We start from the raw sequence: 17,222 nt of genomic DNA on the forward strand, positions 1-17,222 counted from the left end.
ATATCTTTCACCTATTCCATTGTAAGAGACAATAGGCTGTTTGACTAGAAAGAATCCATTTTCACTATAAAACGAATACATCTCCTGCATCGAATAATTCATTTACTTCGATGACACGGTCCGAAAATTTATTGACCAAATTGACATCAACCGTATTAAATAAATTTGTTAAAATGACAGCTGTGCATTCAAATTGTTTTTTCTTTTTAGTCGCATTGAATTCGTCAATAAAGTGTGTCGATAAAAAACTCGAGCCATCTGTAACGAATAAAATATCCGCTTCATTAAACTCACTTTGCAATAGAATGTTAAGTGACTCTCGTAATGGCTGCTCATAATTTGTTCCACCTCCTAAAAAACTATTACTAAATGTAAGTAAGTCTTGCGTAGTTGCTTGTCCTTTACGAAAAACTTGAACATCACCAACAGTACTAGCAAATGGAATAATAGCAAAATCACGTTTTTGTTTTTTAGCAATTGTAAGAAGCGCAATACAAAAGGCCTTACTATGCTCTTTAATTGAAGTCATGGAGCTACTTTCATCCATGCAAATAATAATTGGTCCTTTTCCTTTACGATCCTTGCCTTTTGTATCAAAAACAAGCGTTTGTGACTCACTAAAACGGCGTAAAAAATCCTTCTTACTATGGTCCATGACGTAATTCGCTAACTCTATTGGTAAAAGTCTCGAAACTTCATGTCCAATCGAAATATTTTTACGTTCCATCGTATGCTTGTTTTTTGTTTTTTGTTTTTTGTTTTTTCAACGCAATATGCTTAAAACGACCAACTAAATCTGCTATCCTTTGTAATTCCTTTTGTGCACCAATTTTTTCGGCTAGTGCAAATTGGTCACTTAACGGGATTTGAGCAATTTTTTTATCATCCATCGTCCCTACCGTTACAATGGCCTTTTTTGTATTGTGGATTTTTTTCTTATTTTGTTGAATGATTTTACCGAGGGACTGTTCACTGATGTGCTTTAATTGTTGCTTTACTTGTTGCTGTGAAGTAGTAATTTCATGATTGACATTTTTTAAACGCTCTTCATAAATGTACTTTTGGCGTTTGTATGCTTCCTTCATCAGATCAGTCGTAGATTCCTGTATTTTTTGATCTAGTTCTCTAATCCGCTTTTTAGCATATTCTTTGTTACGCTCTACCAATTTTTGATTTTGCTCACTATGCTTTATTTGTTGGGAATCTTTAATCGCTTTAATTAATTGGTCGGCCATACTAATCGCGGTCAGCACACTAAGTAACTCATCTCCTTTTGTAAGCTGATACCATTGAATGTATTCATCATTCTTCAACAAATTAAAAATGAATTCATATTGCATTTCATCAATTTGCCATGCTGTTTCCTGAAGTATTGGTCCATTGTTGAAAAATGCATACCACGTATCCCCGATGATATTTGTGAAGCCAGTGAGAATTTTTTCTCCTTCCATACAGCTTTCTCTCAAAAGCTTGGCCATTTTTAATAGCTCATTAAAACGCGCTTTTTGCAAATTGCTTATATTAAAAATTGATCGGCTATACAAAACAAAACTATTTTTCTCCATGCTATCCCCACCTAATATGAAATGCATATTGCAGATGTGATACAAACTGTTAAAAACCGATAACATCCGACGTCATTTGTAATAAGCGCTTGTGAATATCCGTTTTTAAATGTTGTAACTCTGGACGATTTGGTATTTGTCGGTTCATATTTTCTACTTCAATGTATAACGTTTTACCTTGCATTAATAAATGGCTAAGCTGCGTACGAGCATGGGGCGTTTTAAGAAGCATCATATTTTGAGCTGTCATTAAAATTGTTTCAAATTCTGTCGTAGTTCGATGGATAAACGCATCGACTGTATCAAATGCCGTTTCGTTAATAATTTCTTGAGTCGCATTTTTTTGATCAATCGTTTCCCATAAAATATTGGCCATAATAATTAAATCTGCGCGTATTACTTCTGAGCGACCTGATAAATATGCTTTTGCGCGTAAAATTGAAAGCGATTGCTTGAAACGACGGTCAGATGGACGAATTCCTATATCTTGAAGTGACTGACGAATTTTCGCGATTGCTTGATAGATCGTATCAGATATTGTGATGTTAGCAACACGGGTTTGATGTTCACACAGTTCTTGCATTGTCATTTTCGGAATATGCCTAGGATTTTGGTCCTTTAGCATCTCAATAAATGTATCTTGTTCACGAATATAGTTCACTTCATAGCGCAGTAAAAATCGGTCAAATAATGCTTCTAGACCTTCCCCTTCTTCAATATATTCATTAGAAGAACCGACAATTGTCATCAGCGGTGCAGGAATGGGTACGCCGTTATTATAGTAAATGCGCTCGTTAATTAATGTTAGTAATGAGTTTAAAATTGCTGAATTGGCTTTGAAAATTTCATCGATAAATGCAAAATGCGCTTCCGGTAGCATGTTCGAGACATTGCGTTTATATACTCCTTGCTCTAAATCTTTTAATGACAATACCCCAAATAATTCTTCCGGTGTACTAAATGGTGTCAACAAATGCTGAAAGTAGCAACTCTCCTCAACAATCTCTCCAAGCATTGATGACAGCACACTTTTCCCAGTTCCAGCAGGTCCAATAAATAACAGATGTTGTTTAGAAAGTAGTGCGGTAAGTAACGCTTCAATCTCTTCTTCACGGTCATAAAAACGCTCATTTAACTTATGTTGAATGTTTTGTAATTGCTTAGACAATAGTGCACTCTCCTTTCAATCAACTTCTTATTAGAATTCGTAAATAGTTAATATAATTACTTTGTTACTAGTAAGATGTACTTCATTCATACTTTTACTCCCCCTACTTGTAAGTATACCTCCAATCAAATAAACCAAATCATTAGGTCGCCCACTTTACATATCTAAATTATCACTATTCACAATGATGTTTTGTTAGTTTTTTTAATATTAATGATTAACTTTGGTATTTTCCACGAACCTATAACATATAGCATTTTTAAGGAGGGGTAATATGCCGATAATTAAAGTGTCTACCTCTGTTTTTTCTATGATTAAAACAGTCGAACGCGCCGTACAAAAAGCAAATTATGGCGATGAAATTTTAGTGGCAGCCGGTAAATATAAGGAATCCATAACAATCCAGAAAGATGTCACGATTACCGCAAAGGTGGCAGAGCATGTATTAATTGAAGGTATTGTGATTGTTCCCAAAACAAAACATTTAACGTTAGAAAATATCACCCTTCATCCCACTACACAAATCTATGTCGAAGGTTCCATTACATTAACAAATTGCGTGCTAAATGGCTCACTGTCAAATGTATTGCTTTCTTTAAACGGTGGTAAAGCTCATGCAGAAAAGTGCAATTTTATCGGGGCGATAGATGTAGCAGTGGTATTGCTTAATAAAAGTTCTGTGAAATTGTACAATTGCTATTTCGAAAGCAATAAAAAGACACATTTATTAATTGATAATTCTTCAATTGAATTAAAAAATTGCGAACTATTAAAAGCAAACCATGCCATTTGGTTAAAAAATGCTTCCGATGCACAACTAGATAATGTCAAAATGCATCATCATTCTGGAACACAATTGATTATCCAAGCCGCCTCTACCCTTCATATGCAAGGTTGTGGAATTGAACATGGTGAAGGTAATGGTATATATGCATCAGAGGAATCAAAAATTCTAATTAATAATACCGTTATGCAGCATCACGCCTTACCACAGCTATGGATTCAAAATAGTGAGCTACAATTATCAAATAGTATAATCCAACACGGCAACGAATCTGGTCTCATGCTGCGTGAATGTTCAGAAGCAACTATTACGAATACATCCTTTTCTTTTCATAAAATTGCAAACGTTCAGCTAACATTGGCCTCACTATTAAATATGACAAGTTGCCAAATTTATAGCTGTCAAGGTGTGGGCATGCAATTAAAAGATAAATCGATTGCTAACTTTAGCGAAACCGTATTTGCAGATAATGAATTACCGCAATTATTTTTATCAGAGCAATCTATTTGTACGTTGAAAGACACAACAATCAAGGACGGCAAACAAGTGGGGATATTTGTAGAAAAAAGTTCTTCTTGCTCGGTAGTTACAAGCACCATTAATAATCAAGAAAATACCGCCATAATAGTGATTGATGCTGAAATGTTCATTTTGGATTCAACAATTCAAGAAAATAAAGGGAATGGCATTTTATCAGTCAAAGGTGCTAATACTACAATTGAAGGATGCAAATTTAGCAACAACGAAATGCCCCATATTGCTGGTAAGGAGCATGCCACTGTGTCGATTTCCCATAGTGAATTAATCAGCGGTAAGGGGATTTTTATGGTAGATAGCTGTCAATTGAATGTCTCAGAAACGACCATTAAAGATGGCACAGGAGTACAAGTTGAAATTGTCGGACAGACAAAAGCGTCTATTTATAAATCACGTATAAGTGGTGGTGATAGTAACGGCATTAAAGTATTGAAGGATGCAACGATGCATATTATCGAAAGCCAAGTAACGACACATAAATTGCCACAAATCATCGTTAATGATAGCTCGGTCATTTTCAAAAATAGTGAATTATTGCACGGAGAACGGAACGGCTTTATCATCGAAAATCACGCAGAAGCATTTATTCAAGATTCATTTATATCAAATCACATGTACCCGCAAATATGGATTGATTTAGATTCGGCTGTCGAACTATCGGCTACACAACTAACAGATGGTCATGAATCAGATATTTATGTACAAAACAACTCAACACTTCATGCAAATAATTGTATTATTCAAAATGATAAATATAACTTTAACGTACAAGCGGTCAATCATTCAAAAATCGACTTAGTTCATACAACGGTTGAAAACTCCATTGGTAATATATTTTACAGTGAAAACAATAGCCAAATTACACATACTTTAGATGAATTAAATTAATTGGAATCTATTAATATTTTAGCAAGAACCTACAACATTTCTTTCTGTTTCAATGTTGTAGGTTTTTTGTTTGCGACTTTATTTAACTTCTCATCCATTCACTACGACAAAATTTCTATTAAAATATGTGTTAGACATTTGCATTCATTGTATTTTATGAGACAATAAATCGTTAGAAAGGAAGTAATTGATTAAAATGACGACGTTAAAAGAAATTACACCAAGTTACGATCCATGGGAAGCTTACTTAGATATTGAAAAGCATGGGGGCTTAACATTATCCAATATTGAATTTACAACCACTACATTATGTAATATGCGCTGTGCTCACTGTGCTGTCGGCTATACATTACAAACAAAAGACCCCGACGCATTACCAATCGAATTAATTTTACAGAGATTAGATGAAATACCACACTTAAAAACAATCTCAATAACTGGTGGTGAGCCGATGATGAGTCGCAAATCGGTTCGAGAATATGTATTACCGTTATTAAAATATGCGCATGAACGCGGCGTTCGAACGCAAATGAACTCGAATTTAACAATTGATGGTGAACGCTACCTTGAAATTGCACCTTATTTAGATGTACTCCATATTTCTCATAACTGGGGCACGATTGAAGAATTTGTCGAAACAGGCTTTGCAATGATGGAACGAAAACCAACATTTGACCAACGTGCCGCGCTTTTCCAACGCATGATTGACAACTCGCGTATGCTTGCGGAAAACGGTGTCATGGTATCAGCCGAAACAATGTTAAATAAAAAAACATTGCCCTACTTAGAGCATATTCACCACCAAATTATCAATGAGATGAAATGCGCTCGTCATGAGGTACACCCAATGTACCCTTCAGACTTTGCTAGTGCGCTATCATCGCTTTCATTAGAAGAAACACGTAACGCGATTAACCATTTACTCGACATTCGTGATGAAAATACATGGATGCTTTTCGGTACTTTACCGTTCTATCCTTGCATCCCTTCTGAAAAAGACCAGCAATTATTATCACGCTTACGTCAAGCAAAAAAAGTAACATTGCGTAATGATCCAGATGGCCGCTCACGCTTGAATGTCAATATCTTTACTGGTGATGTCATTGTAACGGATTTCGGCGATACACCCGCGTTAGGTAATATTAAAACCGATTCACTACCTGATGTTTTTAACAAATGGATGAACACAGATTTAGCAAAGAGCTTAAACTGCCATTGCCCTGCTGTAAAATGCCTTGGTCCAAACGTTTTAGTGAAAAATATGTACTATGAAGACCAACAATTTGTTAGCGATTCAGTTAAAGAAGTTCAAATTGTATCAAAATAACTGTCTTTCCAATCCATAAAAATAAATGAAGAGCGGAACAAGGTCAAATTTGCACCTGTTCCGCTCTTTTTATTGTTCAATCACGTTTGGTAATTCAGGAATTTCAGAGAGAATGTCTGCTTCCGTTAAGCTAAGCCCGATTAATTTAAATTTCGCATCAATATCCATTTGTGTCAATAGATCATCTGTATCGGCAATATTTAAACGTTTATACAGCGCCTGATGTGTCAGATCAGTCGCACAAATACATTCAATCGTATTACGAATATGCGCTTTTTCTTGTTCAGAAATTGGCAACTGTTGCTCAAGTAAATATGGTAAAATTGCATCCATTAAAAAACTTTGCGCTTCTATAATACAATTAAACTCCGTTAATTTATCAGCATAGGATTTTAAATATGTGCGTTCACGTTTACGCTGAATATTTAAGTCGCTTACTTGTCCTTGAATAATAGAAAGACGTTTCTTTGCAAGCTCATTTAAACGATTTTGAATTACATATAAATTATTACGTACGAATTCCTCATATTTACCGATAAGCTCTAACCTTTCAGTAAGCTGTGATTGGATTTTGTTTAATGAGTTGATTCGTTCTAAAAAAACCCCTTGCGTTTCTTCTCGTGGAATTGGGAAAGCTAAGTTTTGATGTGTTTGCTTTTTATATTGTTTTTCTAAGCGTGCATATTCCATCGTATAATCCACATGCAGCTTGCGATAATCTCGGACATTCTTTTGATATAATACAGCGATTTCTTCATATTTCTCTACTAATGGATCACGTAAATACAAATCACTTGCTAATTTTTGTAGCAATTGATAGAGAGTTTGGACGCCTTTAAATACGTTACTAACACTTGCGTATTCTTCTTCATACGCTGAAATCAATGCAAGGTCTCGTTGTTTACGTGTAAATTCTAAGTCAAAATCTGAGCTATATTGCTCCACATTCGCAAAAGCCGAAACATATGGTTCACGGAACGGAATTAATTCTACTTCTTTACGAAAACGCTCTAACCAATTAATAAATAGCTCTACAACATGGCGCGTTTTCTTTTGTTGATTGTTCGCTAAGTTTTGAATTAATTGCGTAAGCTGTGTAATCCGTGAATCAATTAATAATTGGGAGTTATTCGTTTTACGGCTTTGTAAGGCATTTAACGCCGAAACAGCAACACTATGTCCAATATATTCACCGTACACATTTTTCTCTTTTTCAATGAAACTTTCTACTTTATGATCCAATTGATCAATCCCATTAATTACCAGATTTGCAGTAACACCTAATGTATTTAGCTTTTTAATAAAATTCACTTCATCTTCTGTTGCTGAAGAACCAGCACGCAACACGAAAAACACTTCATCCACACGCTGTAATAAACTTTGCGAGAAATATGCGGTATTATTTGCTCCTACCTCAAGTCCAATTGAGTCTATAATCGTCACATCTTTCAATAAATCATGTTTAATATAGATTTCTAGGTAATCAATATGCTCGCGAATAATTTCAGCACATTCGTTTGTAGAAACCGTTAACAAATTTAACTTCGAGATATCAAAAGTTGCAACCATCCCATCTAAAAATATTGCTTTAATACATTCCTGCTCACCATATTTGATAAAAGCATTCACATGGGTTGGTTCGTTTTTACTATCTTCTAATAAGCTTCTACCTAATAGACTATTGATTAGTGTCGTTTTACCTACTCGCTCTTTTCCTAAAAACAACATTATTGGTTGGCTACTAGCATCTTCAATAATACGATTTAGTCTATTTGTCATATCTTTCACATATGTATTTTGCGACAAAATTACATGGAGCGGCTTTAAGCGTTCGATAAATTGTTGTAATGTCGTTTGATTATCAATTGAGTTTTGTAGTGAAAATAATTGTTCTGTCATCCGCTTAAACTCCTTTATTCAAATAATAATTTAATTATACGCATAGATAATTTTCCTTGAATATTATTTTTTGGAAAAATTAATCAAATTGATTCGTGGTACTCAATTATTTTTGTAATAATTAGGAGTTTACTCACATTTTTAATAATCCTGATTATAATTTTATGTTTATAATTTTCACTATAAGATTATTTGACACCCATGTTATCATTAGGAAAGATTTATTTAAGGAGACTTTTTATGCACACATTTCGACAGCAATGGTTTGGAAATATACGTGCCGATATACTAGCTGGTTTAGTTGTCGCACTTGCACTTATTCCCGAAGCGATTGCTTTTTCTATTTTAGCTGGTGTTGATCCAATGGTAGGACTTTATGCGTCGTTTGTTATTGCGGTGACGATAAGTTTTGTTGGTGGTCGTCCAGCTATGATTTCTGCTGCTACTGGGGCAATGGCGATTGTTATTGTAACATTAGTAAAGGATTACGGGCTGCACTATTTATTAGCAGCAACGATTTTAACTGGTATTATTCAAATTATTTTCGGAATGCTGAAAATCGCCCGTCTTATGAAGTTCATTCCAAATGCGGTCATGATAGGCTTTGTGAACTCTTTAGCCATTTTAGTATTCATCGCACAGATGCCACACTTTATTGGTGGTGACTTGTACACCTGGGTGTTTTTATTGACAACAATCGCATTAATCTATGGAATTCCATATCTTATTAAAGGGATTCCTGCCCCACTTATCGCGGTTGTAATTTTATCGGTTGTTGCATTCTATTCTGGTGTAAAATTAAATACAGTTGGTGACATGGGTTCGATTTCGCAGACATTACCGTCATTTTTCGTTCCAAATATTCCATTTACATTTGAAACATTGATGATTATTTTACCGTATTCATTGGCTTTAGCCATTGTTGGATTGGTTGAATCCCTCTTAACTGCATCAATTTTGGATGACATGACATCAAGTGAAAGTGATAAAAATAAGGAAGCACGTGGTCAAGGGATTGCCAATGTGATTAATGGCTTCTTCGGTGGTATGGCAGGATGTGCGATGATTGGTCAATCGATTATCAACGTTAAAACTGGCGCACGTGGTCGTTTATCAACATTTGTTGCGGGTGCATTTTTAATGTTTTTAATTTTAGTGCTAGGAGACTATGTCGTACAAATTCCGATGCCAGTGTTAGCTGGTGTCATGGTTGTTGTCTGTATTACACAGTTTGATTGGCAATCGTTTAAATATGCAGTAACCGCACCGAAAAAGGATGTCTTTGTCATGCTACTCACAATTGCCGTTGTCCTATATACACATAACTTAGCATTAGGTGTTGTTGCCGGTATCGTTGTTAGTGCGCTATTTTTTGTCAATGAAATCTCACGTGTGAAAATCTCGCACAATGGTTCAATCTATTATGTAAGTGGTCAATTGTTCTTTGCCTCTACGGAAAGCTTTATTAACTATTTTAAAACGCAAATGATTACAGATTCACACATTATGATTGATTTTACGAATTGTAAAGTGTGGGATGATTCTGCGATTGGTGCATTAATGAAGGTAAAAGAGCAACTGAAAGAGAAAGGGATTACTATAAACTACCAGAACATTGACGAAACTGGTAAGCAATTAGTAAGGAAATTAACTGGTACAACAATGTTTGATTAGGGGGAAACATACATGTATCAACATATTTTACTTGCGGCTGACGGCTCTGAAAATTCTATACGCGCTGCGAAAGAAGCTTTAAAAATTGCAAAAGTAAGCCCAAATTGCAAAGTGACGATTATATTTGTCATTGATTTGGAAAAGGTAAAAACAGAAGTTCTCTATGCAAGTTCAATTGAGAGTTTATATATGGCACGCCGTCAAAAGCTTTTACCCATTGAACAATTATTTAAAGCAGAACACATTCATGTTCATTTAGAGATGATTCATGGTATTCCTGGCCCAGAAATTATTAAATTTGCAAACGGTCAAAACGTTGATTTAGTAATTATCGGCAGCCGAGGTTTAAATGGCTTACAAGAGATGGTTTTAGGCAGTGTTTCACATAAGGTAATAAAGCGTGTCAACTGCCCTGCGATGATTGTGAAATAAGAAAAAAGTGCGGCCTACTTATTCAGTAGCCGCACTTTTTTGTTCATTTACAAATTCAAGTTTCGTTGTTCGAGCAATAGTGATGATTACTCTGTAATAGCAAGTACATATGTAAGTTTATCAAATTTAATATCGGTAAAATCCCCTTTGGTGCCTTATTTTTATATAGAATTACCCTATACTGATTTATTTCTGTGACAACCAAATAAATATAGACAAATAATTACTTTTGATAACAGTGACAATTTTTCGTATGATCATTTACCATTCCTACAGCTTGCATGAAAGCATAACAAATTGTACTACCTACAAATTTGAACCCATCCTTTTTCAATTGTTTACTCATACGGTCACTAATCTCAGTTGTTGCTGGTACATCTTCAATTCGCTCCCAATGATTAATGATAGGCTTCCCATCAACAAACGACCAAATATAGTTCGCAAACGAGCCATGCTTTTGTTGCATATTAATATAGCTTTTGGCGTTTGTAACAACGCTCGCTATTTTTAAACGATTACGAATGATGCGTTCATCTTCTTTTAACACTGCAAGCTTTGCATCATCATAGTTCAAGATTTTTTCAACATCGAACCCATCAAAAGCAGCACGATATCCCTCTCGACGTTTTAAAATAGTTAGCCAATTGAGCCCTGCCTGTGCGCCTTCTAAGCAAAGCATTTCAAATAATTTTTGATCATCATAAACAGGTACACCCCATTCTTCATCATGATACTTCACATATACTGGTTCATCTAATTTCACCCAAGCACAACGTTCCATATTTCCACCTAATTTCTACTGTTTTTCTCACTGTAATGCAAAAATATTGCATGTGCAAATTTTTCGTGCTATATTTACCTTACGAACGTTAGGAAGGTGAAACGAATGACAAAAGCAAAACTGATGCATGCAGCATTTCATAACTTTGGTAAACATGGCTATAACGGCGGTTCCCTAGCACAAATTGCAGACGAGATTGGCATTAAAAAACAATCGATCTACACATACTTCAAAAGTAAAGATGATTTGTATCTAGCCATTTTTGAGGAAGCACTTCAATTTGAACTCGCATTTATGAAAGCCTCTATGACGAGTAATGTACAACAACCTATTGAACAAAAATTATTGCCATTGTTACAGCAAGTAGAACAGCGCATGGAGCAATATGTCGAGACAAAATTTTTTATTCGCACATTGTATTTAACTCCACAGCATTTAGAACAAACATTAAATAAACAAGCGTACTATTATTTAGACTACTTGGAACAATTATTTAAAGATTATTTCAGTACACAGCATATTAAGGTTAGCGCGGAAGATGCAGCAATTAGCTTTTTAGCATTGTTAGATAGTCTATATGTTGAAATGCTGTATGGCGGAAATGAACGATTCTTAAAACGTTTGCAAGCGAGCTGGAAAATCTTTTATAAAGGAATAACAAATTAAGGGGAAAATCATGACAAAGTATTGGCTTTTAGTATTGTTAGCAGGACTAATCGAAATCGGCTGGGCGATGGGACTTAAATATGCACACACCATTCCATTTTGGATTGGTGTTATTGCACTTATCGTTTTATCCTTTTACATTTTAATTATCGCAACAAACAAACTACCTGTATCAACAGTTTATGCCGTTTTTACAGGAATCGGGACAGCTGGAACGGTAATTGTCGAAACCTTATTATTTAACGAGCCATTTAGTATGACAAAAATTAGCTTTATCTTGTTATTATTAGTCGGAGTTATTGGTTTAAAAATGCTCTCAAGTGAGAAAGAAACGGGGGATGCATAATGGCTTGGGTATATTTAATTTTAGCAGGACTTTTTGAAGTTGGTGGCGTAATCGGCATGAATAAAGTAGCACAACGTAAGAATCTATCATCGTTTGCCATCTTATTTGGTGCCTTTGCATGTAGTTTTACATTTTTAGCATTAGCGATGAAAACACTACCAATGGGAGTATCCTATGCTGTCTGGACAGGTATCGGGACAGTTGGTGGAACACTTGTAGGAATGTTCCTCTATAATGAATCAAAAGACTGGAAACGTGTTTTATTTATTTCTTTTATCATAATTGCAGTTGTTGGATTGAAGATAACGCAGTAAAATAAGGTATAAACACCTCGCGCAAAAACTGGTAAGTTGTTTTTGCGCGATTTTTAGATGGAGGAATAATTGATTAATATGAAGTACTTATTCGAAGCAATCCCGATCCCTTTAAGCGGAGTCATGCTTGCATTTTTCTCACTCGGGAATTTATTGCATGGATTAGAGATTACAATTGCCGCACATATTAGTTACTTTGTTGGTATGGTGCTATTTTTATTATTACTAGGAAAGTTAATATTTGCTACAAATTCCGTTGTTGCAGAAATGCAAAACCCTATTATTGCTTCGGTATCCCCTACATTTACTATGGGAACGTTAGTACTAAGTAGTGGCTTACATTATTACGGAATTAGCAGTTCGTTTAGCCATACGCTATGGATTTTAGCAGCAGTAACTCAAATATTTATTATTTGCTATTTCTTCTTTACGTTTATCTGGAAAAAGAATATTACGATTGCGAATGTCTTTCCAAGTTGGCTCGTTTTATTTGTCGGAACTGCTGTAATGCCTCTAACTGCGAGAGACCTTTCTGGCAACTTTACTCAAGGGATTGTAATTTTTGCTTTTTGTGCGTTTGTCATTGTCGCACCAATTGTCATTTTACGTGGTTTTATTCGCAAAGATTTACCAGAGCCAACCATTCCAATGCTAGCTATTTTATCAGCGCCGGCATCACTTATTTTGGCTGCTTATTTCGAGCAATTTAATACTTCTATAGCGATGATTGCTGTATTATATGTAATTGCTCAGCTATTATTTTTCTTAGTATTATCGAAGCTTCCTTCGATGTTGATGCTTCCGTTTTATCCAAGTTATGCTGCAATGACTTTCCCTCTTGTCATTTCAGCAACTGCGACAAATACGATGCTTTACTATGTTAATTTACAGGGCATTTTTAAAAATATAATGACAACTTATTTTTACGTACAGCTTTTACTTGCGGTATGTATTGTTGGTTATGTACTCATACGATATCTAAATTATTTAAGTATACAAGTACAAGCAAAACATCATCAAGCAGTGTCAGAAAAATAAATGATGCATCAAAATAGCACTAATTATTTCCGAATGTGTATACCTTGAAATAATTACAATTACTAATTCACCGAATTAAATAACCGCAAAAATTCTTTTGAATGCGAAACATTCCCCCTTTCATCTACGTATAGTATATAAAGGGGGTTTTTCAATGAATAAATGGCTCATTGTTGGATTCGCTGTTCTAACTATACCTGCGATTGTATACATATGGCTCGGGAACGAAATGGATAAAGCTGCAAAAGAAAAAGCAAATGGTACAAATGATTATGTCATTATTCTTGGTGCCAAGGTAAAGCCAGGTGGCGTACCATCATTATCATTAAAATACCGCTTAGATGTTGCGGCCGACTATTTACAACAATATCCGCATGTAACCGCAATTGTTTCAGGTGGGCAAGGTATTGATGAAGATCAAACTGAGGCTTCTGTTATGTATGATTATTTAGTACGGGCAGGAATAGATGCTGAGCGTATTCTAATTGAAGATAAATCTACATCTACTTATGAAAATATCAAATTTTCTAAACAATTATTACCTGAAAACACTACTAATATTACAATTGTTTCAAATGACTTTCACTTAAAACGCGCAAATATACTTGCGAAGAAACTCGGTTTAGATTCAGATGTCATTGCAGCACCTACACCAAAAGTTGTTGAGCTAAAATCACGTATTCGAGAACGGGCAGCACTATTAAAAACTTATTTTTTAGGCCAATAATTTTACAAATTGAAGTCGTTTCGTTAATGTTTCTAGTAACGAGGTGAAAATGATGAAAATTAGTATTTTAGATCAAGTGCCTATTTCAAAAGGAATGACTTCTACAGAGGCACTCTCAAATAGTGTAAAAATTGCACAGCTTGGCGATCAATTGGGTTATGAACGTATGTGGTTTGCAGAACATCATAATACAACGACACTTGCAAGCTCGGCACCAGAAGTAACTGCGGCATACATTGCAGCTAAAACAGAACGTATTCGTGTAGGGACAGGCGGAATTATGATGATGCATTATTCGCCCTTTAAAGTTGCGGAAGTGTTTAAAACATTATCTGCACTTGCACCAGGTAGAGTTGATTTTGGTGCGGGGCGTGCTCCTGGTGGAGATATGCCAGCTATGACTGCTTTAGCAAGTGGGCGGCGTCCAGATTTGACAGAACAATACGATAAGCTTGACGTTATTTTACGTCTTATGAATGAACAGCGTACAGGTGAAGCCGTTTATGATAATGTTGTAGCCACTCCTTTTAAAGTACAATTACCGGAGGCATGGTTACTTGGCTCTAGTGGTCAAAGTGCACGTCAAGCCGGTGCTGCAGGGCTTGGCTACTCGTTTGCACAATTTTTTAACGGGCAAATGTCAAAATCAATTTTTGATGCTTATCGTAGTAGCTTTCAACCTTCTTACTATATGGAAAAGCCAAAAATAATTACAACCTATGCTGTCAGCGTAGCAGCAACAGCCGATGAAGCAGAATATTACTCCATGCCTATGCAAATTAGTCGTTTAAATTTAATGCGTGGAAAATTATTAAATGTTATGTCACCTGAAGAAGCAAACGACTATCCTTTAACCGAAATGGATAAAATGTTGCTAGAGCAAAATCGACATTTAATGCTTATCGGTTCAGCAGAGGATGTGGCTACGCAAATTCTAGAAGAGCAAGCGGAATACGGCTTCGATGAGGCGATGATTAATAGTAATCTCTATTCGATTGAACAACGTATAAACAGCTACACATTACTTGCAAAACAGCTAATAAAATAACTGAAAAAGCGTGCCCCGTTTTCAAAAGGGACACGCTTTTTTTATATATTTGCAGTTTCAGTTAGCGGTTGTGGTGTAATTTGTGCCACAATAATGCTGTTAATTGCATTTATATAAGCAAATGCCGAAGCTTTTAAAATATCAGTATCTGCCGCTTTTGCAATGTATTTTTCACCGTCATATTCAACAATAATTTTAACTTTACCAAGTGCCTCTTGACCACGTGAAACCGAGCTAATATTATACTCTACTAGTTTCACATTGATTTCAGTAACATCTGCAATAGCTGAATACAGGGCATCAATAGGGCCCGAACCAACAGCACTTGCTTTAAATATTTCTTCACCTTTGCGAATTTTTACACTCGCATTTGGGAATGTTGAATTTGCGATAATTTGTAAATCCTCTAAATCATAAAATTGGTCTTTATACGATTCTTTGTTCGGGTTGTTTTTGTCTGATTTTTCATAGTAGTTTTCAACAATGACATATAAATCATGATCGTATACTTCTTTCTTCGAATCCGCTAGTTTTAAGAAGCTTTCGAAAATCCCTTCAAATTCTTCATCCGCAAATTCATTAAAGCCTAGTTTTGCTAATGAATTTTTCACTGCATGACGCCCAGAACGTGCTGTTAACACTAATTCCATGTCGTCTAACCCAACATCTTCAGGATGCACAATTTCATATGCATCACGTGATTTTAATAAGCCATCTTGGTGAATACCAGATGAATGTGCAAAGGCATTGTCACCTGTGATTGCTTTATTGACCTGTACATCAAGCCCCATAAAGCTTGAAACTAAGCGAGATGTATTGATAATTTCCTTTGTTTTTATATCCGTGAATACATTATAAATATCGCCGCGCGTTTTAATTGCCATAACAACTTCCTCAAGTGCCGCATTTCCTGCGCGTTCGCCAATACCATTCATGGTAACTTCGATTTTGTCCGCCCCATTTTTCACAGCAGCAAGGGTGTTTGCTGTCGCCATCCCTAAGTCGTTATGACAATGTACAGAAAGCAATACCGAATCATCTAAATTTTTCATACGGTAATTTAATTTTGCAATCATTTCACCCCATTGCTCTGGCTCTGCGTATCCTACCGTATCTGGCACGTTAATCATTGTCGCTCCAGCCTTCATAACCGCCTCGATCGTTTTCCATAAATATTCAAAATCCGAGCGAGATGCATCTTCTGTAGAATATTGAACTTGTGGTAGTAGGGTTTTCGCATATTTTACTGCGTCTATACCAATCTGTAAAATTTGATCTTTAGACTTACTAAATTTCTTTTCGACATGAATATCAGACGTTCCTAGTACCATATGAATCATTGGATTTTGTGCATGCTTTACGGCGTTATAAACTGAATCAATATCATTTTTCACAGCGCGGGCTAATGCAGTAATCATAATATCTGATGAATTACCTACCTTTTGTGCTACGGCCTTTACTGCATCAAAATCACCTTGTGATGAAGCAGGGAATCCAGCTTCAATAATGTCAACACCTAATTTTTTGAGTTGTTGAGCGATTTCCACCTTTTCGTATAAGTTCAATTTGGCTCCAGGTACCTGCTCGCCATCACGTAATGTTGTATCAAAAACCCAAATTTTTCGACTCATTGTAAATTCCCCTTTTCTTCTAAATGATTTTGACCATGAAAGTGAATCAAGAACAGCACTTAAGCACACTTTTAACTCAGAGCCGGCCAGAGCACCACGTCCATGTTGCCATGGCCGACATAACTCATATCGTGTGAGCCTCAAGCGATAGAGTACCCTACTAGAAAGTATGCGCTCCACCGACTTTCGACGGTGGGACCTAATGATGCGAGGAGCTATCGCTTTAGCCTAGACATCACAATAAAAAAACTCGCCTCTAAACGGATTTCTCCGAATAGAGACGAGGTTGAACTCGCGGTACCACTCTAATTGAACGCCTAAACGCTCCACTTAAAGCCCTTTTAACGGCAGGCTCCCGACTTCCCTACTATCATTTCAGGTCGTATGCTCCTGGACG

The 17,222-nt window shown here is 35.8% G+C and carries 16 protein-coding genes and 1 other annotated feature (1 of these 17 cut by a window edge); of the genes, 10 read left to right on the plus strand and 6 right to left on the minus strand.

From position 1 onward, the window contains the following. Positions 1-64: 64 nt before the first annotated feature. The 3 genes from O7776_RS10995 to O7776_RS11005 are packed head-to-tail and all read right to left on the minus strand — an operon-like array spanning position 65 to position 2,733. Positions 65-727, minus strand: coding sequence for a vWA domain-containing protein (locus tag O7776_RS10995; RefSeq protein ID WP_274307113.1), 663 nt, complete (start codon positions 725-727; stop codon positions 65-67). Next, entirely contained in the window at positions 717-1,565 is an 849-nt protein-coding gene (locus tag O7776_RS11000) for a RasGAP domain-containing protein (protein WP_274307114.1), read from the minus strand. Before O7776_RS11000 ends, O7776_RS10995 begins: the two co-directional genes overlap by 11 nt. Positions 1,566-1,614: 49 nt before the next feature. Then, positions 1,615-2,733 carry an AAA family ATPase gene (locus tag O7776_RS11005; RefSeq protein ID WP_274307115.1) on the minus strand — a complete coding sequence of 373 codons (1,119 nt, stop codon included), beginning with the start codon at positions 2,731-2,733 and terminating at the stop codon, positions 1,615-1,617. Positions 2,734-3,007: 274 nt separating this feature from the next. Between O7776_RS11005 and O7776_RS11010 the strand changes: the two genes are divergently transcribed. Next, complete coding sequence (locus O7776_RS11010; protein WP_274307116.1) at positions 3,008-4,942, plus strand: right-handed parallel beta-helix repeat-containing protein; 1,935 nt, start codon at positions 3,008-3,010, stop codon at positions 4,940-4,942. 196 nt (positions 4,943-5,138) lie between these two features. Beyond that, positions 5,139-6,269 carry a radical SAM/CxCxxxxC motif protein YfkAB gene (yfkAB, locus tag O7776_RS11015; RefSeq protein ID WP_337999472.1) on the plus strand — a complete coding sequence of 377 codons (1,131 nt, stop codon included), beginning with the start codon at positions 5,139-5,141 and terminating at the stop codon, positions 6,267-6,269. Between the two features lie 69 nt (positions 6,270-6,338). On the opposite strand, the gene O7776_RS11020 is transcribed toward yfkAB, so the two are convergent. Continuing rightward, positions 6,339-8,168, minus strand: a complete 1,830-nt coding sequence (locus tag O7776_RS11020) for a dynamin family protein (protein ID WP_274307118.1) — start codon at positions 8,166-8,168, stop codon at positions 6,339-6,341. A 240-nt stretch (positions 8,169-8,408) separates the two neighbouring features. On the opposite strand from O7776_RS11020, the gene O7776_RS11025 reads away from it, so the two are divergent. Then, positions 8,409-9,842, plus strand: coding sequence for a SulP family inorganic anion transporter (locus tag O7776_RS11025; RefSeq protein ID WP_274307119.1), 1,434 nt, complete (start codon positions 8,409-8,411; stop codon positions 9,840-9,842). A gap of 12 nt (positions 9,843-9,854) precedes the next feature. Further along, the gene (locus O7776_RS11030; RefSeq protein WP_274307120.1) at positions 9,855-10,274 is read left to right on the plus strand and encodes a universal stress protein; all 420 of its coding nucleotides are present in this window, start codon (positions 9,855-9,857) and stop codon (positions 10,272-10,274) included. Positions 10,275-10,497: 223 nt separating this feature from the next. Here O7776_RS11030 and O7776_RS11035 read toward each other — a convergent pair whose 3' ends face one another. After that, positions 10,498-11,055 (minus strand): DNA-3-methyladenine glycosylase I, encoded by a 558-nt coding sequence (locus O7776_RS11035; protein ID WP_274307121.1) that lies wholly within the window; start codon positions 11,053-11,055, stop codon positions 10,498-10,500. Between the two features lie 105 nt (positions 11,056-11,160). On the opposite strand from O7776_RS11035, the gene O7776_RS11040 reads away from it, so the two are divergent. The 6 genes from O7776_RS11040 (at position 11,161) to O7776_RS11065 (ending at position 15,194) form a co-directional block, all read left to right on the plus strand. Then, on the plus strand, positions 11,161-11,721 hold the full coding sequence (locus O7776_RS11040; RefSeq protein WP_274307122.1) for a TetR/AcrR family transcriptional regulator: 561 nt from the start codon (positions 11,161-11,163) through the stop codon (positions 11,719-11,721). Between the two features lie 10 nt (positions 11,722-11,731). Continuing rightward, entirely contained in the window at positions 11,732-12,067 is a 336-nt protein-coding gene (locus O7776_RS11045) for a DMT family transporter (RefSeq protein ID WP_274307123.1), read from the plus strand. Beyond that, positions 12,067-12,381, plus strand: a complete 315-nt coding sequence (locus tag O7776_RS11050) for a DMT family transporter (protein ID WP_274307124.1) — start codon at positions 12,067-12,069, stop codon at positions 12,379-12,381. The genes O7776_RS11045 and O7776_RS11050 overlap by 1 nt, the downstream gene beginning before the upstream one ends. Positions 12,382-12,459: 78 nt before the next feature. Continuing rightward, the gene (locus tag O7776_RS11055) at positions 12,460-13,419 is read left to right on the plus strand and encodes a TDT family transporter (RefSeq protein ID WP_274310485.1); all 960 of its coding nucleotides are present in this window, start codon (positions 12,460-12,462) and stop codon (positions 13,417-13,419) included. 154 nt (positions 13,420-13,573) lie between these two features. After that, complete coding sequence (locus O7776_RS11060) at positions 13,574-14,146, plus strand: YdcF family protein (RefSeq protein ID WP_274307125.1); 573 nt, start codon at positions 13,574-13,576, stop codon at positions 14,144-14,146. A gap of 52 nt (positions 14,147-14,198) precedes the next feature. Further along, positions 14,199-15,194 carry an LLM class flavin-dependent oxidoreductase gene (locus O7776_RS11065; RefSeq protein ID WP_274307126.1) on the plus strand — a complete coding sequence of 332 codons (996 nt, stop codon included), beginning with the start codon at positions 14,199-14,201 and terminating at the stop codon, positions 15,192-15,194. A gap of 41 nt (positions 15,195-15,235) precedes the next feature. On the opposite strand, the gene O7776_RS11070 is transcribed toward O7776_RS11065, so the two are convergent. Next, positions 15,236-16,825 carry a 2-isopropylmalate synthase gene (locus tag O7776_RS11070; RefSeq protein ID WP_274307127.1) on the minus strand — a complete coding sequence of 530 codons (1,590 nt, stop codon included), beginning with the start codon at positions 16,823-16,825 and terminating at the stop codon, positions 15,236-15,238. Between the two features lie 273 nt (positions 16,826-17,098). Continuing rightward, positions 17,099-17,222, minus strand: a binding site (T-box leader); it runs 89 nt beyond the window's last position.

It is taken from the genome of Solibacillus daqui, from assembly GCF_028747805.1.
GTDB classification, from domain to species: Bacteria; Bacillota; Bacilli; order Bacillales_A; family Planococcaceae; genus Solibacillus; species Solibacillus daqui.

Excerpts from the sequence above, each read along its gene's own strand:
- O7776_RS10995 (WP_274307113.1), bottom strand. The coding sequence starts at position 727 with ATGGAACGTAAAAATATTTCGATTGGACATGAAGTTTCGAGACTTTTA.
- O7776_RS11060 (WP_274307125.1), top strand. The coding sequence starts at position 13,574 with ATGAATAAATGGCTCATTGTTGGATTCGCTGTTCTAACTATACCTGCG.
- O7776_RS11035 (WP_274307121.1), bottom strand. The coding sequence starts at position 11,055 with ATGGAACGTTGTGCTTGGGTGAAATTAGATGAACCAGTATATGTGAAG.
- O7776_RS11010 (WP_274307116.1), top strand. The coding sequence starts at position 3,008 with ATGCCGATAATTAAAGTGTCTACCTCTGTTTTTTCTATGATTAAAACA.
- O7776_RS11070 (WP_274307127.1), bottom strand. The coding sequence starts at position 16,825 with ATGAGTCGAAAAATTTGGGTTTTTGATACAACATTACGTGATGGCGAG.
- yfkAB (WP_337999472.1), top strand. The coding sequence starts at position 5,139 with ATGACGACGTTAAAAGAAATTACACCAAGTTACGATCCATGGGAAGCT.
- O7776_RS11020 (WP_274307118.1), bottom strand. The coding sequence starts at position 8,168 with ATGACAGAACAATTATTTTCACTACAAAACTCAATTGATAATCAAACG.
- O7776_RS11030 (WP_274307120.1), top strand. The coding sequence starts at position 9,855 with ATGTATCAACATATTTTACTTGCGGCTGACGGCTCTGAAAATTCTATA.
- O7776_RS11065 (WP_274307126.1), top strand. The coding sequence starts at position 14,199 with ATGAAAATTAGTATTTTAGATCAAGTGCCTATTTCAAAAGGAATGACT.
- O7776_RS11045 (WP_274307123.1), top strand. The coding sequence starts at position 11,732 with ATGACAAAGTATTGGCTTTTAGTATTGTTAGCAGGACTAATCGAAATC.
- O7776_RS11055 (WP_274310485.1), top strand. The coding sequence starts at position 12,460 with ATGAAGTACTTATTCGAAGCAATCCCGATCCCTTTAAGCGGAGTCATG.
- O7776_RS11040 (WP_274307122.1), top strand. The coding sequence starts at position 11,161 with ATGACAAAAGCAAAACTGATGCATGCAGCATTTCATAACTTTGGTAAA.
- O7776_RS11025 (WP_274307119.1), top strand. The coding sequence starts at position 8,409 with ATGCACACATTTCGACAGCAATGGTTTGGAAATATACGTGCCGATATA.
- O7776_RS11050 (WP_274307124.1), top strand. The coding sequence starts at position 12,067 with ATGGCTTGGGTATATTTAATTTTAGCAGGACTTTTTGAAGTTGGTGGC.
- O7776_RS11000 (WP_274307114.1), bottom strand. The coding sequence starts at position 1,565 with ATGGAGAAAAATAGTTTTGTTTTGTATAGCCGATCAATTTTTAATATA.